Source organism: Sorangium sp. So ce119 (assembly GCF_051524405.1).
Taxonomy (GTDB): domain Bacteria; phylum Myxococcota_A; class Polyangia; order Polyangiales; family Polyangiaceae; genus Sorangium; species Sorangium cellulosum_G.
In genome coordinates, this window is record NZ_CP150310.1 from 2,454,125 (window position 1) to 2,475,475 (window position 21,351).

General features: G+C 72.3%; 13 protein-coding genes. 11 read left to right on the forward strand and 2 right to left on the reverse strand.

Annotated features, from left to right (window positions below; all coding sequences use genetic code 11):
• The first annotated feature begins 213 nt into the window (after window positions 1-213).
• The 6 genes from WME76_RS09515 (at window position 214) to WME76_RS09540 (ending at window position 9,725) form a co-directional block, all read left to right on the forward strand.
• Window positions 214-1,485, forward strand: coding sequence for a radical SAM protein (locus tag WME76_RS09515; RefSeq protein WP_437959842.1), 1,272 nt, complete (start codon window positions 214-216; stop codon window positions 1,483-1,485).
• Entirely contained in the window at window positions 1,482-2,447 is a 966-nt protein-coding gene (locus WME76_RS09520) for a hypothetical protein (RefSeq protein WP_437959843.1), read from the forward strand. The genes WME76_RS09515 and WME76_RS09520 overlap by 4 nt, the downstream gene beginning before the upstream one ends.
• Before the next feature lie 234 nt (window positions 2,448-2,681).
• Window positions 2,682-4,040 (forward strand): hypothetical protein, encoded by a 1,359-nt coding sequence (locus WME76_RS09525; RefSeq protein ID WP_437959844.1) that lies wholly within the window; start codon window positions 2,682-2,684, stop codon window positions 4,038-4,040.
• A gap of 185 nt (window positions 4,041-4,225) precedes the next feature.
• Entirely contained in the window at window positions 4,226-5,728 is a 1,503-nt protein-coding gene (locus tag WME76_RS09530; protein WP_437959845.1) for a glycosyl hydrolase family 8, read from the forward strand.
• A 437-nt stretch (window positions 5,729-6,165) separates the two neighbouring features.
• Complete coding sequence (locus WME76_RS09535) at window positions 6,166-9,264, forward strand: ATP-binding protein (protein WP_437959846.1); 3,099 nt, start codon at window positions 6,166-6,168, stop codon at window positions 9,262-9,264.
• Between the two features lie 80 nt (window positions 9,265-9,344).
• Window positions 9,345-9,725 (forward strand): response regulator, encoded by a 381-nt coding sequence (locus WME76_RS09540; protein WP_437959847.1) that lies wholly within the window; start codon window positions 9,345-9,347, stop codon window positions 9,723-9,725.
• A gap of 95 nt (window positions 9,726-9,820) precedes the next feature.
• Here the strand turns inward: WME76_RS09540 and WME76_RS09545 are convergent, their stop codons facing one another.
• Window positions 9,821-10,531 carry a glutathione S-transferase family protein gene (locus WME76_RS09545; protein WP_437959848.1) on the reverse strand — a complete coding sequence of 237 codons (711 nt, stop codon included), beginning with the start codon at window positions 10,529-10,531 and terminating at the stop codon, window positions 9,821-9,823.
• A gap of 99 nt (window positions 10,532-10,630) precedes the next feature.
• Window positions 10,631-13,168: a hybrid sensor histidine kinase/response regulator gene (locus WME76_RS09550; protein ID WP_437959849.1), complete on the reverse strand. Its 2,538-nt coding sequence runs from the start codon at window positions 13,166-13,168 to the stop codon at window positions 10,631-10,633.
• A 371-nt stretch (window positions 13,169-13,539) separates the two neighbouring features.
• On the opposite strand from WME76_RS09550, the gene WME76_RS09555 reads away from it, so the two are divergent.
• Genes WME76_RS09555 through WME76_RS09575 form a run of 5 tightly spaced genes read left to right on the forward strand, consistent with a single transcriptional unit; the run spans window position 13,540 to window position 21,343 of the window.
• Window positions 13,540-13,923 (forward strand): response regulator, encoded by a 384-nt coding sequence (locus WME76_RS09555; RefSeq protein ID WP_433937758.1) that lies wholly within the window; start codon window positions 13,540-13,542, stop codon window positions 13,921-13,923.
• A complete protein-coding gene (locus WME76_RS09560) occupies window positions 13,920-16,022 on the forward strand; it encodes a chemotaxis protein CheA (protein WP_437959850.1) in 2,103 nt (700 codons plus the stop codon). The genes WME76_RS09555 and WME76_RS09560 overlap by 4 nt, the downstream gene beginning before the upstream one ends.
• Complete coding sequence (locus tag WME76_RS09565) at window positions 16,019-16,456, forward strand: chemotaxis protein CheW (protein WP_437959851.1); 438 nt, start codon at window positions 16,019-16,021, stop codon at window positions 16,454-16,456. The genes WME76_RS09560 and WME76_RS09565 overlap by 4 nt, the downstream gene beginning before the upstream one ends.
• Window positions 16,446-18,986 (forward strand): methyl-accepting chemotaxis protein, encoded by a 2,541-nt coding sequence (locus WME76_RS09570; RefSeq protein ID WP_437959852.1) that lies wholly within the window; start codon window positions 16,446-16,448, stop codon window positions 18,984-18,986. Before WME76_RS09565 ends, WME76_RS09570 begins: the two co-directional genes overlap by 11 nt.
• Window positions 18,983-21,343: a HEAT repeat domain-containing protein gene (locus WME76_RS09575; protein ID WP_437959853.1), complete on the forward strand. Its 2,361-nt coding sequence runs from the start codon at window positions 18,983-18,985 to the stop codon at window positions 21,341-21,343. Before WME76_RS09570 ends, WME76_RS09575 begins: the two co-directional genes overlap by 4 nt.
• Window positions 21,344-21,351 lie beyond the last annotated feature (8 nt).

Below are 21,351 nucleotides of genomic sequence, written 5' to 3' on the forward strand. Positions count from 1 at the left end.
GTGCAAAGGGGCCGGGAGAGCGGAAGGGCCGGGCGAGGAGGGCGGAACGTTGGCATGAGGCTCGTCAACACTCCCGCGGATCGCTTCGTCCTCGCAAGAGCCTGGCGCCTGGCGATGGACGCTCCCGGGCGCGTGCCCGCGCGCCGTGGACCTCGCTTCGGCCTCCCTCGAGTCCGGTTGACTTGATCTGGTGAGTCCTCGACCATGTCGTCGATGGAGTCCTTCGTTGCCTTCATTCCGCTGTCGAACTGGCTGCGGGGCTTCGATCGCTACGCGATGCGCTATTCGAAGGCGTTGATCCACGAATCGACCTTCCGCGACGCCTTCTACATGCTGAAGGACGGCGAGCCCTTTGCGCCCGGGCTCGACAAGGCGCGGAGGCTCGTGGCGAGGCTCGGGCGGCCGAAGGATCGCGTGGTAGCGCTGCGGGCGCGGCTCCCCGTAGGGCCCGAAGCGATGCGCCCGAACGACGTGACGGGCACCGGCATCGGCTGGCGCTGGCCGTCGAGCGAGATTCCCTTGAGCGGCGTGGCGTGGGTCGATGCGCAGGGCGCCCTCGTGCCCACCCGGCACGAGGAGATCACCGCGGAGGCCTTTCGCCTCGATGACGCCGGGCTCGTCGACTGGGCGAGATGCCGGCCGCGGAGCATCTCGGTGCTGCCCGTCGCGAAGGCCTGCCAGGCGCGCTGTGCATTCTGCTTCTCGAACGCGAGCGTGTCCGATCTCGCGCGCCAGCGGACCGCCACGCTGGAGCGCTACCTCGACTGGGCGAAGCGAGCGAAGGAGCGCGGCGCCGAGCGCGCCGTCATCACCGGCGGCGGTGAGCCGACGTTGCTCGAACCCGAGCGGCTCCGCGCGCTCGTTCGTGGCCTCTCCGAGCTGCTCCCGAAGGTCCTCCTCATCACGAACGGCGCGCGCCTCGACCTCGCGCAGGTCGAGAGACTCCGGGACGCGGGGCTCACCACCCTCGCCGTGAGCCGGCACGGCGTGACGCGCAACGACGATGCGCGCATCATGGGTCTAGAGGTCGACTCCGGGGTGCTGGGAAGCGCGCGTGGCCTTCGCACGCGGGCCATCTGCGTGCTCCAGCGGGGCGGGGTCGATGACGCCGCCAAGACACGCGCATACCTCGAGCGGAGCGCCGGAGAGGGGTTTCAGGAGGTGTGCTTCAAGGAGCTCTACATCTCGAGCCTCTCGGAGAACCCGTGGGCGCCCAGCACGGCCAACCAGTATTGCGAGGCGAACCAGGTGCCTCTCTCGCTCGTGCTCCACACGCTCGCGGAGCTCGGCTTCGAGAAATGCGCGGAGCTCCCCTGGGGGAGCCCGGTCTTCGAAGGAAGAATCGGTTCCCGGGTGCTCCGCGTGGCCGCATACACGGAGCCATCGGTCGGCTGGGAACGGACGCATGGTCTCGTCCGCTCGTGGAACGTGATGGCCGATGGGTCCTGCCTCGCCTCGCTGGAAGATCCGAGCTCCACGTTATGAAGCACGAAGCGTTCCTCGCGCGCCGCGCGGAGCTCAGGGCCGCACGTCCCGCGCTCGTCGATCTCTCGGAGCTCAACGTCTACCGGAGCCTCGCGCGTCTCTTCCCGGCCATCGCGCCCTCGACCCACCCGGAGGCGCCTTATCGTTGTCACCTCGCGGAGCGATTCCTCGCGCACCTCGAGCTCCCGCAGGCATTCAAGCCACGCGCGCTGGTCAGCCACGGTATCCGTCGTTCGCTCCGCGCGTTGTTCGAGCTCCTCGCAAAGCGGAGCGCGCGCGTCGGCGTCCCCGCCGACGTCTACCCCGTCTATCAGAAGCTCGCGGCCGAGGCGGGAGCGACCCTCGTCCCGTGGAATGCGCGCCTCGGGTTACCTGTCCTCGACGGCCTCGACGCCGTGTTGATCTGCGAGCCCTTGAAGCCGTGGGGCTCGCATCTGTCGCCGCGCGAGGCGGCTCAGCTCCGGCGCTGGGCGCGCGCGGACGAGCGGCGAACGCTGATCCTCGACTCGGCCTACGCGACGCCGCCGACGGAGCAGGCACGGGCGCTGGTCGACGACGAGAGCGCCATTCTCCTCGCCTCGCTGTCGAAAGGCTGGCTGATCCCGGACCACGCGGGGCTCTGCATCGTGCCCGAGCGTTTTAAGAAGGAGGCCCGGGACGCCTTCGCGAAGCTGTCGAAGGACGACCCACGGCTCCGCATCGGTTACGCGGCGCTCACCGAACATGCCTCGCGTCCGCGGGAGGTCGGCGCGATCCTGGGCGAGCGCGTGCGCGGGCTGGACGCGCTGACTTGCGCGAGGCCCGAGCTGAAGGCTTCCCGGTGCGTCGGCTACTTCGCGATCTCGGCGAGGTCGTTCGAGGAATTGCTCGAGCTCGGGATCCTCGGCGTGCCTGCGCCGGTCTTCGGTGGACCCGAGGACCTCAGCGTCCTTTCAAGCCTCGAAAGCCACGAAGCTCGCTGAGCCACGGCGTTCAAGCCGTGGATAAGCCACGCCGTTCCGCCCGATCGCGGCGCGCCGCCCTCGCCATGAATCGTCATCATCACGGGCATCGCTCGCGCCGCGGTGCTGCGTCGTGACTCATTGCGCGCAGCAGGGTGGCTGCTACCGTGTCGCAAATCACCCCACGCGAGGAGGATTGTAGTGGGAAAAAATAAGCATTGGTTCGCGCTGCTGGGGACTCTCGCGGCGACCGCGATGGCGGTGTCGATCGCGGGGGCTGACCACGGCACACCCGGTGGAAGTGGCGGCGTTTATGTGCCGCCCGCGCCGGAGCCCGTGCCCCCGCAGCACGGCAAGTACTGGAAGGTGGCCAAGGCCTTCGCGCACGAGGTGTGGCTCGTCGATCAGTCGGACAGCCCTGGCACGAGCTTCGGCGGCCGGATCTTCATCTACGACGACGAACAGGTCCGGCGCGACGCCGCGACGGCCGTGCCCGAGGTGATCGACCTGGCCGGTGCGACCGCCAGCCTGTGCATGGCCCAGACAGGCGCGAACCCCGTGCGCCCGCACATGCTGGTCTTCAACAACGAAGACTCCCACGCGGTGCTGTCCTTCGTGGCGTCGGGCCATGTCGTGTTCTTCGACGCGGCGACCCGCGCCCCGCTCGCCTGCTTCCGCACCGAGGTCGGCGCGGGCGGCGCGCGCCAGGCCCACGCCGTCTGGCCGGCGCCGGACGACAGCTACGTGCTCGTCGCCAATCAGAACGGCAAGAAGTTCGAGCGCATCGACACGGACTTCGCCACCGACACCTTCACGCAGGACCCGGCCGCGACCCTGAACCTGGCCACCTGCACGACGCCGAACGGGCTGCCCTGTCAAGACGCGCTGCTGCGCCCCGACAACGCGCCGATCTGCCCGTTCGTGCCGCAGAGCGGCTACCCCGCGTACGTGTCGCTGCGCGGCGGCGGCATGTTCGCCATCGATCCGTTCACCACGCCCATGAGCATCGTCGCCGAATACGACGCCGAGCACATCCCGCGGGACGGCTGCGGCTTCATGGAGGCCAAGGGCTTCGTGTTCGGCAACGGCGGCGGCGGTAACCCCGCGAACCCGGACGGGTGGTTCCTCTGGCGCTTGCCGGAGGCCGGGCCCGACGTATACGACCCCTTGAATCCGGTCAACACACCCGAGCCGCTCATCCTCTCGCACGACACGAGCGGACCTCGCGACGCTCACGGCGTGGCCCGCTCCGGTCAGGAGAAGTACGTGTACTTCTTCGATCGCGCCGCCAACGTGGTCGAGATCTACCGGGCGGCCACCGGCGCGTACGTGAAGACCGAGAGCCTGGTCTCGCCCTTCTCGAGCGACCCCACGCCCGATCTGGCCGGTGAAGCCCCCGACGGCAAATACGTGTACCTCTCGCTGCGCGGCCCGAACCCGCTCTCGGGCGACCCGCACGCCTCGACCGGCTCCACGCCGGGGCTGCTCGTCATCGAGCTGCTGCACCACGGGCGGGACATGGCGGTGCGCGGGCTCGCTCCGATCAGCAACATCGACGCGGGCGGCGTTCAGCGCGCCGACGGTCACGGCATCCGGGTCCGCCGCGTCAACTGACGTCCGCGCTCGCCGACAGCGCGCGATGCGACAGACGGATAGATGCCGTTTCGAGACACCTTGGCAGCCTCCGCGGAGGCGCTCGCGGGGGTGGTCCGAAGTGCTCGACTTGCGAGCATGACAGACGTGGTCTCGGCAACGATGTTGACACCGAGCACGCTTCCTATAGGATGCCGAGCTCGGCAATGAGGAAAGCGATGAACTTGCGAATGATAAAGTTTCCGGTCGCATCGTCATGGTTCGCGCTCACGGTGATCGCCTGCGCGCCCAGCAACCAGGGCAGCCAGGTTGAATCCCCCGGTCAGACGAGCGCCACCGATCAAACCAGCAGCGCGGCTCCGGGCGGCAGCTCGAACCAGAGCGGTACGGCGCAGGCGTCCCCGGCGACGGCGCAGGCGTCCCCGGCGGAGCCTGCGCCCCTCGGGCCGCCGCTCCGGCCTGCTGCCAAAGGAGCGTACTTCACGGGCGAGTATCGCAACCTGTTTGCCGAGCTGGGGCACAAGCCTGCCGAGATCGACGCCAAGATCGCCAAGGCCTACACGCAGCTGTTCCACGGCGATCCCAAGGAAGAAGCCGTCATGTTCGCGGCGGGCAAGAACGCGAACGGCCCCAAGGCGTACATCATGGACATCGGCAATGGTGACGTCCGCTCCGAAGGGATGTCCTATGGCATGATGATCGCCGTGCAGGTCGATCGAAAAGATGACTTCGATGCCCTGTGGAACTGGGCGAAGTCTCACATGTATCACGCGGAGCCGCGTCACCCCGGCTTCGGCTATTTCTCCTGGCAGATGCGCCCGGATGGCACGGCCATCGATGAGAACCCTGCACCCGACGCGGAGGAGTATTTCGCGACGGCGCTGCTGTTCGCGTCCCATCGCTGGGGGAACGGCAAAGGCATTTACGACTACCGGAAGGAGGCCATGGGCCTGCTCGACGTGATGAAGAACCGCAAGTCCATCACCGGAGCGGTGAACGCGGACAAGCGCAAGACGACGCTGGCCTCGCTCTTCAATCCCGAGCACAAGATGGTGCGGTTCACGCCTGACACGGACAACTTCTCGAAGAACGGCGACCACACCGATCCATCGTATCACCTGCCTGCGTTCTACGAGCTCTGGGCCCTCTGGGGCCCCGAGGCGGATCGCGCGTTCTGGGCGGAGGCGGCCAAGGCGAGCCGCGATTTCTTCGTCAAGACGACCCACCCGAAGACCGGGCTCGCTCCGGATTACGCCAACTTCGATGGTACCCCGAAGGCTGCTTCCTGGGACGCAGGGACCGCCAACTTCCGTTACGACGCGTTCCGCACCGCGATGAACTGGTCGGTGGACGCGGCGTGGTGGGCGAAGGATCCGCGGGAGACCGAGCTGAGCGATCGGCTCCTCGCGTTCTTCGAGGCGCAGGGCCCCAAGTACAAGGCGAACTTCACCCTCGAAGGCAAGCCGATCGTCGAACACGACTCGCTCGGGCTCGTGTCGATGAACGGCGTCGCGGCGCTGGCTGCCACCCATCCGCGGGCCTGGCGCTTCGTCGAGGACGTGTATCAACGCCAGGCGCCTACCGGCAAGTGGCGATATTATGACGGCATGCTGTACACGATGTCCCTGCTGCACCTGAGCGGAAAGTTCCGCGTCATCGCGCCGCCTGCGCAGCCCGCGGCGTCTGCTGCTGCTGCCGGCAAGCGCTAGCCCGGCGGGGAGGTGCGGGAGCGCGCAGGGCGGCCGCGAGGCGCCGCGCGACGATCACGTCCCGCTCAGCGCGCCTCTCGCTCCGGCTCCCTGAGCCTCCCGTACCGCCTCATCACCTCGCGCAGCCTGTCGGGTCGATGGTGTCCGCCCGCCGGGCAGGCCGCCGGCCGGCCGGGGCCCGCTCCTCGCCCCTCGCCCCGCCTGCCCGCATCAGCGCCGCTGCCCCGCCCTCCACGAAGCCTCGCGTGCCCCGCGGCGGGCCGATCAGACCTTGCGCGATCAACGATCTTCACTAAGCGCTCGGGATGAGCTGTCTCCCGCGTCGAGCGGAGCCGCAAGGCGTGATGAGCGGACGGATGAAACAGCGGTCGAGCGAGGAACGGTCAGAAGGCCGCGAATTCCTCCAGGGTCTGGAAGATCTCGCCTGTGTTGGACCGGTGGACGACTCCGAGGACCACCTCCTCCGCGACACGGAGCTCCTGAAGCAGGAGATCGCGCGCGCGAGCCCTGGCCGCGAGTCGGGGCTGATGCGGCTCCTCGCGGCGCGGGTCGCGATGAACAGCGCCTTTCAGTTCTGGGGCCTGCTCGACGCTCACGGGACAAACTGGGAGTCGAACTATCCGTCGGTCCACGGCGCGGGCGTGTCGCGGAGAGACGTGCACGGAGTGCCATTCTGGGATTGCCCCTGGTGGCGGGGCTCGCCGGAGGGCCAGGAGCGGCTGAAGGACGCCGTGCGGCGCGCGGCGCGCGGCGAGTTCGTCCGGTATGACGCGGAGATCATCGGGGGCAAAGAGGGCAAGGAGCGCATCACGATCGATTTCAACATCAACCCCGTCAAGGACCGGCAGGGCAACGTCGTCTTCATGATCGCCGAGGGGCGGGACGTCACCGAGCAGCGGCGGCTCGAGCGGGAGGTCGCGCGGCACCGGGACGAGCTCGCGACGCTCGACCGGCTCAAGACGGAGTTCGTGGCCAACGTGAGCCACGAGTTCCGCACCCCGCTCACCCTCATCCTCGGGCACATCGAGGACGCGCTGTCCCGCCCGGCGAGGGCGCTCGCCGGCGAGGGCCTCGCGGCGGCGCGGCGGAGCGCCCTGCGGCTCCTCCGGCTCGTGAACACGCTGCTCGACTTCTCCCGCATCGAGGCGGGGTGCCTCGATACCTCGTTCGAGCCGACCGATCTCGCGCAGCTCACCGAGGAGCTCGCGAGCTCGTTCCGCGCGCTGGTGGAGGCCGCGGGCCTGACGCTCGTCGTGGACTGCCCGCCGCTGCCGGAGCCCGTCTATGTGGACAGGGCGCAGTGGGAGAAGATCGTCTCGAACCTGCTGTCGAACGCCTTCAAGTTCACGCTCGAGGGGCAGATCGCGATCTCGCTGCGCCCGCACCGGGACCGCCTCGAGCTGTCCGTGCGCGACACGGGCGCCGGGATCCCGGCGGACGAGCTGCCGCGCATCTTCGAGCGGTTCCACCGCGTGCAGGGCCTGCGTTGCCGGAGCATCGAGGGCACCGGGATCGGGCTCGCGCTGGTGCAGGAGCTCGTCAAGGTGCACGGGGGCGCCCTGCGGGCCGCGAGCGAGCCGGGGCAGGGGAGCACGTTCACCGTGTCGATCCCGTGGGGCCGCGCGCACCTGCCGCCGGAGCGCGTCGCCGCGGCGGGGAGCTGCGCGACGGCGACGGCGACGTCGAGCGCGCGCCTGCACGCGATCGAGCCGTCCCGGTGGCCGGCGCGCGCGCGCGGCGCGCGCGGCGACGGCGCGCAGGAGGGGGGCCTGCCCGCGCGGGCCGGGGAAGAGCCGGGGGCGAAGGCGGGGGAGGAGCCGGAGGCGTGCCCGCGGGAGGGCGAGCTCCGGATCCTCGTCGCCGACGACAACGCGGACATGCGCGAGTACCTCGTCCACCTCCTCGCGCGGCGGTGGAGCGTGGAGGCGGCCGCCGACGGGAGCTCGGCGCTCGCGTCGGCGCTCGCGCGCCCGCCGGACCTCGTGGTGAGCGACGTGATGATGCCCGGGCTCGACGGCGTCTCGCTCCTCCGGGAGCTCCGGGCGCACCCGAGGACGAGCATGATCCCCGTGGTGCTCGTGTCTGCGCGCACCGGGGAGGACGCGGTCGTCGAGGCGATCGAGGCGCGGGCGGACGATTACGTGGTGAAGCCGTTCTCCGCGCGCGAGCTCCTGGCCCGCGTCCGGACGCAGCTCGAGATGGCGCGGATGCGGCGGGCGGCGGCCGAGGCCGCGGAGCGGGAGCGCGCGCAGGAGCTGCCCCGCCTGCTGGACGCGGCGAGCGTGATGCTCGCCGATTCCCTGGATTATCCCACGACCCTCTCGCGGGTGGCGCAGCTCGCGGTGTCCGTCCTCGCCGACTTCTGCCTCGTCGACCTGAAGCAGGACGACGAGGAGGGCGGCGGCTTCCGGCGGGTGGGCGTTGGCTGCGCGGACCCCGCGCAGGCGGCCCTGGCCGAGGAGGCGAAGCGCTTCCCGCCCGTGCTCGACGGCTCGCGCGACAGCGCGCAGTCCAGGGTGCTCCTGGAGCGGAGGTCGGAGCTCATCGAGCCGTTCACCGAGGCGCACATGCGCGCGATCGCGCAGGACGAGGATCACCTCCGGGTGATGCGGGAGATGGGGGGTCGCTCGTTCATGTGCGTGCCGCTCGCGACGCGGGAGCGGGCCTTCGGGACGCTCAGCTTCATCGCCTCGCGGCCCGGGCGCCGGTACGGCCCGACGGATCTCGCGGCCGCGGAGGAGCTGGCGCGCCGCTGCGCGCTCGCCGTCGACAACGCGCGCCTCTACAACGATGCCCAGCGCGCGATCGCCCTCCGGGACGAGTTCCTGTCGATCGCCTCTCACGAGCTGAAGACGCCGCTCACCCCGCTGTCGCTGCAGATCCAGATCCTGATGCGCCGCGCGCCGGAGCTCTGCTGCGACCGGGAGCACCTCTCGTGGCTCACGAGCCGGCTCGGGCTCGTTCGCCGGCAAAGCGAGCGCTTGCGCCGGCTCGTCGACAACCTCCTCGACGTCTCCCGCATCTCCGCGGGTCGCCTCGCCCTCGATCTGGAGCCGGTCCGGCTGTCGGACATCGTCCGGCAGGTGGTATCTCGCTGCCACGAGGGCGGCGAGCTCGTCGAGTCGGGCTCCCGCATCACGGTGCGCGCGGACGACGACGCCGCCGGGCAGTGGGATCGGACGCGGCTCGAGCAGGTCGTCGACAACCTCGTCTCGAACGCGCTCAAGTATGGCCAGGGGAAGCCCATCGACATCGCGGTGACCTCGACGTCCTCGACGGCCACGCTGACGATCGCGGACCACGGTATCGGGATCGCGCCGGAGCACATCGGCCGGATCTTCGGCCGCTTCGAGCGCGCGGTATCCGCGCGGAACTATGGTGGTCTCGGCATGGGGCTCTACATTTCCAGGCAGGTCGTCGAGGCGCTGGACGGCTTGATCGAGGCGAGCTCTGTCCTCGGCGAGGGCTCGACCTTCAAGGTCACCCTTCCGCTCGCCGGCCCAGGCGCCTCGAGCCGACGCGGCCTGTCGGCCTGAGGCGCGCGGGCGCGGTGTGCGCTGCGGGCTCCCGCCCGGCGCCGCCCCGCCCCTCTCGTCTCCGAACGGAGCGACTCCGCATGACGATGAGCCCCCCTTGCAAGCGCATCTTGATCGTCGATGACGACGCCGCGATTCGCCGGACGTTGAGCGAGCTTCTGGAGGAGGAAGGCTACTCGGTCGCGTCCGTCGCGAACGGGCTCGAGGCCCTCGCTTACCTTCGCGGGGATCCCTCGTCGATCGCGCTGGTCCTGCTCGACCTGATGATGCCGGTGATGGATGGCTTCCAGTTCCGGGCCGAGCAGAAGCGCGACCCGGCGCTCGCCTCCATGCCCATCGTGGTCATGACCGCGCGCGGCGGTACGGATCGCGCCGCCATCGACGCCGACGCGATCATCAGCAAGCCGTTCGACCTCATCAAGCTGATGGACAGCATCGAGCGGAGCTGCCGGAGGGGGTGAGTTGTCGGCGATGCGCCGTCAGCCCGGAGATTGCGGGGCCCCGCCGCCCTCCGCGTCACGGTCGTACCACAGACAGATCGTGTTCTTCTTCATCGTCACTCTGCTTGTTGCTGCTTCTCCATCCATTCCGACGCTTCTGGCGGCGGTGTCCGGGCAAACCCCGACAGCTGGTCGGCCAGAGCCTTCTTGAAGCCCGGGCGTGCGATGCCGCGCGCCATGTAAGCGGCGAGGTTCTCGTACTGCTCGACCAGCCCCTTGCCCTCGACGATGCGCAGCACCGAGACCATCAGCAGATCGCCCGCCGTGAAGCCGTCGCCGTCGAGCCATCGCCGATCGCCGAGCCGTCGTGACAGTTCGCTGAGCCGCTCGTGAATCCGCGCCTCGACCGTGGGGCGGCGCGGCTCGGACCACGGCTTGCCGGCCTCGAAGAGGGTGACGATCGCATAGTCCATGAGCGGCGGCTCGATCGTGTTGAGCGCGGAGAACATCCACTGGATCGCGCGCGCCCGTGCCGCGCGATTGCCGGGCAACAGTCCTTCGAACCGTTCCGCGATATGCAGCACGATCGCGCCCGATTCGAACAGCGTGACCTCGGTGTCCTGGTAGGTCGGCACCTGGCCGAACGGGTGACGCGCGCGATGCGGCGGCTCCTTGTGCTCGCCGAGCACGAGGTACTGCACTTCGTAGCGCTGGCCGACCTCCTCGAGCGCCCAGCGCACGCGAAGGTCCCGCACCTGACCCTGCGCAAATTCGGGCACCCATTTGAACGCGGTGATCTTGATCGGGGAACTGGGATCGATCGTCATCGGGCTCTCCTATCGTCCGCTGATGGCAGCAATGCGTGCATGCGCGGGTCGTGCGGCGCCACGAGGACCCTCTCCGCGCGCCGGGCTGCCCGGCACCACCTACGTCTCTTCTCTCGCCCCGGAGAAGCTCGCGAGCACCGCGAGCAGCTCCGCCTGCTCGATCGGCTTCGGAACATGCGTGTTGAACCCGGCCCGCAACGCCCGCGTGCGGTCCTCCGTGCGCGCGTACGCCGTGAGCGCGACCGCCGGCGTCCGCCCGCCGCTCTTCGCCGGGAGCGCGCGGATCTTGCGGATGAGCGCATAGCCGTCCTCCCCGGGCATCGCGATGTCGGACACGAGCACGTCAGGCTGCAGCGCCCTCAGCGCGAGCAGCGCCTCGGCCGTGGACGACACGGCCGTCACGCGCGCGCCGCACTGCTCGAGCATCGTGACGAGCAGCTCGCGCGTGTCGTCCTCGTCGTCCACCACGAGCACGTTGAGGTCCCTGAGCTCCGGCGGACGGTCGCTCTCGCCCGACAGCCCGCCGAGCCCCGGCCTCCGGCGGTCGCCCGCGCGATCCGGCTGCGCCGCGAGCGGCAGCCGCACGATGAACGTCGCGCCCCGGCCCTCCCCGTCGCTCAGCGCCTGCGCCGTGCCGCCGTGCATCTCCACCAGGCTCTTCACGATCGTCAGCCCGAGGCCGAGCCCCCCGTGCTTGCGGGTCGTGCCGCTCTCGGCCTGCCGGAACTGCTCGAACACGTAGGGCAAGAACGAGGGATCGATGCCCTGACCGGTGTCGGACACCACGATCTCCACCGACCCTTCGGCGCGCTCGAGCCGGACGCGCACGACCCCGCCCCGCGACGTGAACTTCACCGCGTTGCTGAGGAGGTTCCAGACGACCTGCTGCAGCCGCCCCGAATCGCCTGCCACCGGGCCCACGCCGGGGTCGAGGAGCGGCTCCAGCCTCACCCCCTTCGCGTCGGCGGCCGGCCGCACCACCTCGAGCGCGGCGTCGATCACGGCCACGAGCTCGACCGGCTGCACGTCGAGCCGGAGCTTGCCCGCCATGATGCGCGAGATGTCGAGCAGATCGTCGACGAGCTGCGCCTGCGCCTGCGCGTTGCGCTCCACCGTCTCCAGCGCCCTCTCGCGCCGATCCTCGGCGAGCTTGCCCGTGCGCAGCATCCGGACCCAGCCGAGGACGGCCGTGAGCGGCGTGCGGAGCTCGTGGCTCATCGTCGCCAGGAACTCGTCCTTCATGTGGCTCGCGGTCTCGGCCTCGCGGCGGGCCGCCTGCGCCGCGGCGAGCAGGGCCCTCCGCTCCTCTTCGGCCCGCCTCTGCGCGGTGATGTCGAAGAACGACGAGACGACGCCGGCGATCGACCCGTCCAGGCCGCGGAGCGGCTGCGCGTTCACCGAGAGCCACAGGACCGAGCCGCCAGGCCGCTCGACGCCGAGCACGACGCCCGACTGAGGCTCGCCGGTCCGGAGCGCGATCTCCGACGGATACATCTCGAGGAGGATCGGCGTGCCGTCCTCGCGGACGGCCCTGCTCGAGCCGCCCAGCGTCCTCGACCCGACGATCTGCGCGGCGGATCGCCCGAGGATCCGCTCGGCGCTCGCGTTCGCGGTGCGGATGACCCCGCGCTCGTCCTGGACCGTGATGCCCTCCTCGAGCGCGCTGATGATCCCGCGGTAGCGCTCCTCGCTGGCCCGGAGCGCCCGCTCCGCCTCGAGCGCGTCGGTCTCGTCGCGCGTGATCAGCACGGCGCCCGCCGCCGATCCGTCGGGTCTCCGCAGCGGCGACGCCGTCCCGGCGAGCGCGCGGAGCGAGCCGTCCGGGCGCTCCACCAGCCAGCGCGCGTTCTCGACCTTCTCGCCCCGGAGCGCGCGGCGCAGCGGGCGCTCGTCGAAGGGCAGCGGCCGCCCGTCCAGCGCCAGCAGCTCGTACGCGTTGATCGAGACCGCGCCGACGACGGCGTCGCGCTCGGCCACGCCGTGCTGCCGCTGGGCCTCCTGGTTGCAGATGCGGATCACCCCGCGCTCGTCCATCGCCATGATGCCGTCGCCGCTCTGCTCGATGAGCGCGCGCAGCAGATCGCGCTCCACCGCCGCGACCTGCTCGGCCCGCTCGGCGCGCTCGCGGAGCCGCTTCGAGCGGACGAGCGCCCCGACGCGCGCCGAGAGGGCGGCCGAGGGGCACGGCTTCACCACGTAATCGTCGGCCCCCGCGGTGAGGCCCTCGACGAGGTCCTGCTCCTGCCCGGCCACGGTCAGGATGAGGATCGGGAGCCCGATCGTGGCCGCGCACGACCGGAGGAGCGTGCAGATCTCGGTGCCGGACATCCCCGGCATCACCTGGTCGAGCACGAGGACGTCCGGGAGATCGCTCCCCCACATGCGCTCGAGCATCACCGCGCCGTCCGTGAAGACCTGGACCTCGTACCGCGCGGCGAGGGCGCGCGCCGCCATCTCCGCCTCCAGCGGCGAATCGTCGACGATCCAGACGATCGCGCGCGCCGCTCGCTCGCTCGGCGGAGGCTGCGAGACCCCTTGCGCGGCGCCTGGCCCCGCCGTGGCCGTGGGGCGCCGCGCGGCGTTCGCGTCTCGCAGCGCGTCGGCGATCAGGAAATCCATCGTCGTTGGCCGGTTCATGGTTCTCCAGGAGCAGCAGGGGCCGTGAGACTCCGCCCCCCGGAGGGGCCGCTCTCCAGGATGGACCGAGGCGCGTAGCGGCGTTGGGTCCTCGCGAGTCGTTAACGCCCAGTCTCATCTGATCGACATGTCGCGGCGACGCAAGCGCGACGCCCGCCGAATGCGTCGATCGACGCGTGCGTCCGTGATCAGCGTGCACCGCGCAACGCAGCGCAGCGCGTAGCCAGCACCGCGCCGGGCATCGCCGCGCGAGCACCAAACCCGGTTTTCGGGACGCGTCCGACGGGAGATCCCTGATTCTTTGAAGGACGCTCCGGCGCTCAATTGACACCTCGCGTGCTGGCCGGTTATTCCCTCGGTCGAGCACCGCTGTGGCAGAGATCCTCGTCGTCGACGACAGCAGAGTGATGCGCGAGATGGTGGTGGCCTGCCTGCGGGCCGATCAGTACACGTTCGCGCACGCGGCGAGCGGGCTCGAGGCGATAGAGACGCTCTCGCTGCGGCCGTTCGATCTCGTGGTCCTCGATCTGAATATGCCCGACATCGGGGGAATCGAGGTCATCGAGTTCATCCGGGGTCAGGACAAGCTGCGGAGCCTGCCCATTCTGGTGGTGACCACCCGGGGCGATGAGGAGTCCCGCGCCCGGGCGCTCGGCGCGGGGGCCTCCGAGTTCATGACGAAGCCGTTCACGCCCGACGCCATCCTGGCGAGCGTGCGGTCCTTGCTGGAGAACGGCGCCGCGAACGCAGGATGAGCGACGCGCTCGACGTCAACGAGTTCGTGGCCGGCTACCTCGTCGAGGTGGAAGAGCACCTCTCCGCGTCGACCGCGAACCTCCTCGCCGCCGAGGCCGCCGTCCGGACCGGCGAGTCGAACCCGAAGGCGATCCGCGAGCTGTTCCGCTCTCTCCACACGATCAAGGGCCTCTCCGCCATGGTCGGCGTGGAGCCGATCGTCGACATCGCCCACGGCATGGAGACCGTGCTCCGGGCGGCGGACCGGGCCGCGGGGCGGCTGTCCGCCGCGTCGATCGAGGTGCTGGTCCGCGGGCTCAGGGCCATCGAGGAGCGGACCCGGGCGCTCGCCAACAAGCAGCCGGTGCCGCCGGCCGCGCCCGCGCTCCTCGACGCGCTCTCCTCGCTCGACGTCGCCGCCGCGCCGCCGCCGCCCCCGCCGACGATCAGCGCGGAGCCCGAGATCCTGGCGAAGCTCGGGCCGAGCGAGCGGATGCAGCTCGCGCAGGGCGTGGCGGGCGGGCGGCGCGCGCTGCGGGTCGACTTCGTCCCGTCGCCGGCGCGCACGGCCGAGGGGATCAACATCACGAGCGTCCGCGAGCGCGTGGGCAAGATCGCCGAGATCGTCAAGGTCATCCCGCTCTCGGTGCCGGCGAGCGACAGCGCGCCGGGCGGCATCGCGTTCGCGCTGCTCGTGCTCACGAGCGCCCCGGACGAGGAGCTCGCGCGGGCGGCGGCCGCCGACGTCATCCGCCCGCTCACCGTGACGGCGCCGGCCCCGCTCGCCGTCGCCGACCCGATCGAGCAGGAGCTCGACGAGCCGGCGGAGCGGGAGCCCCAGCTCCGCGGCGTCGTGCGCGTCGAGGTCGCGCGCCTCGACGACGCCCTCGACAAGCTGTCGGCGCTCGTCGTCACGCGGTTCCGGCTCGCCCGCGCGGCCTCGGATCTGCGCGCCCGCGGGGTGGACGTCCGCGATCTCGCGGAGATCCTCCGCGAGCACGACCGCCAGCTCCGCGACCTGCGCGGCGCCATCATGCGCGCGCGCATGATCTCGGTGACCGAGCTCCTCGAGCGCGTGCCGCTGGTCGTGCGCGGCCTCGGGCGCACCACGGGCAAGGAGGTCCGGATCGAGATCGACGCCGGCAAGGCGGAGCTCGACAAGGCCGTGGCGGAGCGCATCTTCCCGGCGATCGTGCACCTGCTCCGCAACGCGGTCGATCACGCGATCGAGCCGCCGGCCGAGCGGCGGCGGCTCGGCAAGCCCGAGGAGGGCGTGATCCGGGTCTCCTGCTTCGAGCGCTCGAACAACCAGCTCGAGCTCAGCGTCGCCGATGACGGCCGCGGCATCGACCGCGCGCTGGTGGCGCGGCGCGCGGGCCGCCCCGCGCCCGAGACCGACGCGGCGCTGCTCGACCTCATCACGCTGCCCGGGCTGTCGACGCTCGACCAGGCGACGAAGACCAGCGGCCGCGGGCTCGGGATGGACATCGTCCGGCGAATCGCCGTGGAGCAGCTCGGCGGCGAGCTCACGGTGAGCACGGCGCGCAGCGCCGGCACCACCTTCACCCTGAGGATCCCGCTCACGCTCACCATCATCGACGCCTTCTCGTTCCTGTGCGGTGACCAGCCGTTCGTGACGCCGGTCGCTGCCGTCGAGGAGGTCATGGAGATCGACCCTGCCCGGCTCTTCCGCGGCCCGGCCCCGGGCCGCGCCCGGGGCGGTGCGGAGCTGCCAGCCCCGGGCCGCGCGAGGGGCGGTACTGAATTGCCAGCCCCGGGCCGCGCCCGGGGCGGTACCGAGTTGATCGAGCGTCGCGGCGAGGTCGTGCCGCTCATCGACCTCGGCGTCCTCTTCGACCTCGGGCCGCTCGGCGCGAGCAGGGCGCTCGTCGTGCGGCGCAGCGGCGCGCCGTTCGCGTTCGGCGTGACCCGCGTGCTCGGCCAGCAGGAGGTCGTCGTGCGGCCGCTCGAGGACCCGCTCGTCAAGGTGCCGGGCGTGAGCGGCTCGACGGATCTCGGCGACGGCCGCCCCACGCTCGTCCTCGACCTCGTGACGCTCAGCGGCCGCGTCTCTTCGGGCCACGTCGGCCAGGCGGCCCTCGCGCGGGTGGCCTCATGAGCGGCCTGCACGTGGTCCTCAAGGTGGCGGACACCGAGTACGCCATCGCCGCGGCGGACGTGCTCCACATGGAGTCGTTCACCGGGGCGACGCGCGTGCCGGGGACGCGCCCCTACGTCGGCGGCCTCATCCAGATCCGCGGCCGCGTCGTGCCCGTCGTCGATCTGCGCGCGCGCTTCGGGCTGCCGACGATCGAGCCCACGCTGGACTCGCGCGTCATCGTCGTCCAGAGCGGAGGCCGCACCGTGGGCCTGCTGGTCGACAGCGCCCGCGAGGTCGTCAACATCGCCGCCGACGAGCTCCGCCCGCCGCCCGAGGTGATGACGGAGGAGAGCGCCGGCTTCGTGAGGGCGGTCGCGAAGCTCGGCAAGCGGCTCGTCATGCTCGTCGACGTCGGCAAGGTCATCGGTGAGGAGCAAGATCATGGCAGGTGAGGCAATCGCGGACATCGACGGGGCGCTCGCGCAGGCGGAGCAGGCCGAGCGCTCGCTGCGCCAGGCGGCGACGACCGCGGCCGGCGTCGAGCAGGCGGCCGCGCGGATTGCCGCCCTGGGCGCCGAGCACGCCGCCGCCGGCAAGGAGCGGGGGGCCGCGGTCGGGGCGCTCGCGGGCGAGCTCGAGGAGGGGGCGGCGGCGGCGCAGGCGCTCGCCCGGTCGGGGCAGCGGATCAGCGACTCGGTCGCGGAGGTCGCGCAGGGCATCGAGGCGACGACGAGCGGGCTCGGCGCGCTCTCGCCCGCGCTCTCCGCCGTGAAGGGCGACGCCGACGCGCTCGCCGAGTCCACGGAGACCACCGCGGCGGCGCTCGAGGAGATCGCCCGCTCGGTGAAGGCGGTGAGCGCCAGCGCGGAGGAGCTCGCGTCCTCCAGCGAGGAGCTCCTCGCCTCGGTCTCGGTCACGAGCGCGGCCGCCGAGGAGGCGGCGACCCGCGGCGCGAGCAGCGCCGCGTCGCTCGAGGAGATCGCGGCCACGATCGAGGAGATGTCGAAGGGCATCAGCCGCCTCTCGACCGACGCCAGGGACGTGGGCGGGCAGATCACGACCATCGCCGGCGCCGCCACGGGCGTGACGGGCTCCCTCAACCGCGTCGCGAAGGACACCACCGAGATGGCGAGCGCGGTCGAGGAGACCGCCGCGACCGCCGAGCAGATGGCGCGGTCGATCCGCGGGGTGGCGGAGAGCGCGCGGGCCCTCGACGCGAGCGCCTCGGCGACCGCGGGCACGATCACGCAGATCGCGAGCTCGGTCGAGGAGGTCGCGGCCACGGCCGAGAAGAACGCGGCGACCATCGAGGCGAACGCGGTCGCCGCCGAGGAGCTCGCGCGGACCGCGCAGCAGGTCACGCAGAGCGCCGAGCAGATCAACGGCCTCGCCGCCAGCAACGCCGCGGCGTCGTCGCAGGTCGATGCCTCCACGCGGCGGATCGTCGCGATCGTCGAGACCGCGCGCACGACCGCGGAGCAGGGCGTCGCGACCGCCCGCGAGGGCGCGTCGACGGTGGGCCGGTCCATCGCCGGCCTCGGGAGCATCCGGCAGGCGATGGTCGACTCCGCGTCCGTCATGAAGGAGATGGGCAAGCGCGCCGAGGAGATCGGCGACATCGTCCAGACCATCAACCTGATCGCCGATCGCACGAACCTCCTGTCGCTCAACGCCAGCATCGAGGCCGCGCGCGCGGGGGAGCACGGCCGCGGCTTCGCCGTCGTGGCCGAGGAGATCCGGAACCTGGCGGACCGGGCCGCCGTCTCGAGCGCCGAGATCGCCAAGATCGTCCGCGCGCTCCAGACGAGCGCCCGGGAGGCGGTCGCCGCGTCGACCGACGGCGTGAAGGTCGCGGACGAGGGCACCCGGCTCGCGGGCGACGCCGAGCGAGCGCTCGCGACGATCCTGCAGGGCGTCGAGGAGCTCGGCCGATCGATCCGCGACGTCGACCGGGCGAACGCCGAGCAGGTGCAGGCGGTGGGCTCCCTTACCCAGACCGCGGCGCGCATGAGCGACGAGGGCAAGGCGATCGCGCGCTCCGCGGCCGAGCAGACCAGGGCGATCCAGGCGCTCGCGCAGGGCAGCGCCGAGATGCGCCGCATGGCCCGGCAGACCAAGGAGGCGACCGCCGAGCAGGCGCACGCCCTGCGCGACGCCGTGAAGGTCAACGCGCAGCTCACCCAGAGCGCCGAGCGGGTGTCGCGGGCGATGGACGAGCAGGCGACGGGGGCGTCCCAGCTCGCGAAGGTCGCGGCGCAGATGCGCGCGCTGACCAGCCAGACCAGCAGCGCCATGGCCGAGCAGATGCGCGCCCTGACGAGCATCACGGCGCTCACGCAGGACGCCGCCAGCGCGGCGCAGCGGATGGTCGCGGGCCTCGCGGAGCAGGCGGGCGGCGCGGCCGAGGTGGCGCGCACGATGGATGACGTCCGCAAGATGTCGGCCCAGTCCGCGCGGGGGATCGGCGAGCAGGCGCGGGCCGCGAAGCAGCTCGAGGCCTCGGCCCGCCAGGTGGCGCGGCTCGCGGCGTCGGTGACCGCCGCGGCGGCGGACCAGAGCAAGGCGACGTCGGCGCTCGTGAAGGAAGGGGAGGCGGTGCGCCGCATCGCCAAGCAGACAGCGCGGGCGGTGACCGACCAGGTGGAGTCCGTCGCCGCGCTCGGCTCGGGCGCGGGCCGCCACGCGTCGGCGCTGCGGGACATCGCCAGGGCGGCCTCGGAGCAGGCGGCCCGGAGCGAGCAGCACGCCGCCTCGATCGCCCGGCTGCGCGACCCGATGCGCGAGCTGGTCGCCGCCGTGGCCAAGCACGCGAGGGACTCCGGGGCGGTCGCCACGGACGCCGGCTACGTGCTGGAGCAGGTCGGCAAGATCCGGCACGCGAACAGCGAGCACGTCGACGCCATCGCGGGCGTCTCCGCCGCGATCGCGCACCTCAGGGCGAACGGGAAGCAGCCCCACGCGCCGCCGCCGGAGACCGCGTGAGCCCGCGGCGGTCCCCGCTCGCCATCTCGGAGCCGGAGCGGCAGCGCGTCGAGCAGGTCGATCGCCTCGCCGCGTCCGGGGGCGCGGGGGTGCCCGCGCTCATCGAGATGCTGGCCGATCCGAGCTGGACCGTGCGGCGGGCCGTCATCGCGTCGCTCGCCGCGCTCGGCGACGCGGCGGCGCAGCCGCTCTGCGGCTGCCTGAGCGCGCGGCGCGAGAGCGAGGCGCGCATCGCCGCCGCCGTCGACGCGCTCGTCGCGTCGCTCGGCGACGTCGACGGGCCCGTGCTCGAGCTGACCCGGGATCCTAACCCGGCCATCGTCGCCGACGCGGCGCAGATCCTCGGGCGCCGCGCCAGCGCCAGGGCCGTCTCCCGCCTCGCGGAGCTCACGTCGCACGAGGACGACAACGTCGCGGTCGCCGCGATCGAGGCGCTCGGCCGCGTCGGCGGCAGGGCCGCTGTCGACTCGCTCGTGGACGCCGTCACCAGCGGAAATTTCTTCCGTGTCTTCCCGGCGATCGACGTGCTGGGCCGGAGCGGCGATCCGCGCGCGATCGAGCCGCTGTCGGCCCTGCTCGACGATCCGCGGTACGTGCTCGAGGCGGCGCGGGCGCTCGGCCGCACCGGCAGCCGGAGCGCTGTGTCGCCGCTGATGCGCCTCCTCGCGCGCCCGAGCGACGCGGTCGCGCGCGTCGCCGCGGTGGCGCTCGCCGAGCTGCGCGAGCGGTACCGCGAGCACTACGGGACGGTCGAGCCGATCGACGAGGCGCTCCGGGGCGAGGTCCCGGCGCCCGGCGCGGCGCGGCGGCTCTCGCACAGCCTCGCCGGGGCGGACGCGGGCGAGCAGGCGATGATCTGCGGCGTGCTCGGCGCGATCGGGGGCGATGACGTCCTGCTCGATCTGACCCGCCTGCTCGACGCCGAGGCCCCCGTGGCGAGCGCCGCGGCCGACGCGCTCTGCCGGCTCTCCCGCAGCGCGGACTCCCGGGTGCTCGCCGCGCTGCGCGACGGCGACAGCGCGCGGAGGCTCCTGCTCCTGCCGCTCGTGCGCGGCGCCGCGGCCGCGGACGACGTCGCGCGCTGCCTCGCCGATCCGGACCCCGAGGTCCGCGCGGCGGCGTGCGACGCGCTCGGGCGCATCGCGGATCCGCGCGCGGCGTCCGCGCTGTTCCCGCTCCTCGACGACCCGAACCCCCGCGTGGCCCACGCCGCGATGGCGGCGATCCAGTGCCTCGGCGGCGCGGAGGTCGAGGCGCTCGCGCTCTCGGCGGCGCGCGACGGATCGCCCGCCGCGCGGCGCGCGGCGCTCCGGATCCTCGCCTACTTCGCGCCCGCGTCGGCGCTGCCGCTCTTCGTCGACGGCCTCCGCGATCCCGACATGCGGCTGCGCGAGCGGGCGATCCACGGCCTCGCCTGCTTCACGGAGCCCGCGGCGATCGAGGCGCTCGTCGGCGTGGCGGCCGACCCCTCCGCGCGGGTCCGCGCCGTGGCGATGCGGGCGATCGGGCAATCATCGCGGCGCGACGCGCGCGTGATCGAGGCGCTCCTCCGCGGGCTCCGCGACGAGGACGCCTGGGTCCGCTACTACGCCTGCCAGTCGCTGGGGAAGCTCGGGTGGGAGGCGGCGGCCGGGGCGATCGCCGAGCGGCTCCGGGACGAGAGCGGCCAGGTGCGCGTGGCGGCGGTCGAGGCGCTGTCGGGCATCAAGGGCGACCTGGCGCTCGCCGCGCTCGAGGAGGCCGCCCGCGAGAGCGACACGGACATGCGGCGCTCGGCGCTGATCGGGCTCGGCATCGCCGGGCGGGAGGAGTCGCTGCCGACGCTGCTCGGCGCGCTCGCGTCGCCGGACGTGGCGACCCGGCTCGTCGGCGTCTCGGCCATCTCCGGCTTCTCGTCGCCCGAGGTCCTGCCCGCGCTCGTGCGCGCCGCCGCCGACGTCGACGAGAGCGTGCGCGCGACGGCGACCAGCTTCATCGCGGGGCGGCCCGGGATCGAGGCGACGAGGAGCCTCATCGCGCTGATCGTGGCGACGCGGGCGCCGGCCCCGCTGCTCGCCGCGCTGTCCACGCCCGTGCCCGGCCGCGTCGAGGGGATCCTCGAGGCGCTCGCGACGGCGGACGACGAGCTCTCGCCCCTGCTGACCGCGGCGCTCGCGCGGATGCGGCTGCCCGAGGCGCACGCCGCGCTCCTCGAGGCGCTCAGGCTGCCGCGCGCCCCGGCGCGCAAGGCGGCGGCCACGACGCTCGCCGCCGTGGCCACGCGGGAGGCGTTCGCGGCGGTCGAGCTCGCCTCGCGGACCGATCCGGATCCCGAGGTGCGGCGCGTGTCCGCCTCCGTCCTCTCCCAGTGGGCATGAGGCCGTGG

Coding starts and splice junctions, on each gene's coding strand:
- WME76_RS09515 (WP_437959842.1), top strand. CDS start 214: ATGGAGTCCTTCGTTGCCTTCATTCCGCTGTCGAACTGGCTGCGGGGC.
- WME76_RS09520 (WP_437959843.1), top strand. CDS start 1,482: ATGAAGCACGAAGCGTTCCTCGCGCGCCGCGCGGAGCTCAGGGCCGCA.
- WME76_RS09525 (WP_437959844.1), top strand. CDS start 2,682: ATGGCGGTGTCGATCGCGGGGGCTGACCACGGCACACCCGGTGGAAGT.
- WME76_RS09530 (WP_437959845.1), top strand. CDS start 4,226: ATGAGGAAAGCGATGAACTTGCGAATGATAAAGTTTCCGGTCGCATCG.
- WME76_RS09540 (WP_437959847.1), top strand. CDS start 9,345: ATGACGATGAGCCCCCCTTGCAAGCGCATCTTGATCGTCGATGACGAC.
- WME76_RS09545 (WP_437959848.1), bottom strand. CDS start 10,531: ATGACGATCGATCCCAGTTCCCCGATCAAGATCACCGCGTTCAAATGG.
- WME76_RS09550 (WP_437959849.1), bottom strand. CDS start 13,168: ATGAACCGGCCAACGACGATGGATTTCCTGATCGCCGACGCGCTGCGA.
- WME76_RS09560 (WP_437959850.1), top strand. CDS start 13,920: ATGAGCGACGCGCTCGACGTCAACGAGTTCGTGGCCGGCTACCTCGTC.
- WME76_RS09565 (WP_437959851.1), top strand. CDS start 16,019: ATGAGCGGCCTGCACGTGGTCCTCAAGGTGGCGGACACCGAGTACGCC.
- WME76_RS09570 (WP_437959852.1), top strand. CDS start 16,446: ATGGCAGGTGAGGCAATCGCGGACATCGACGGGGCGCTCGCGCAGGCG.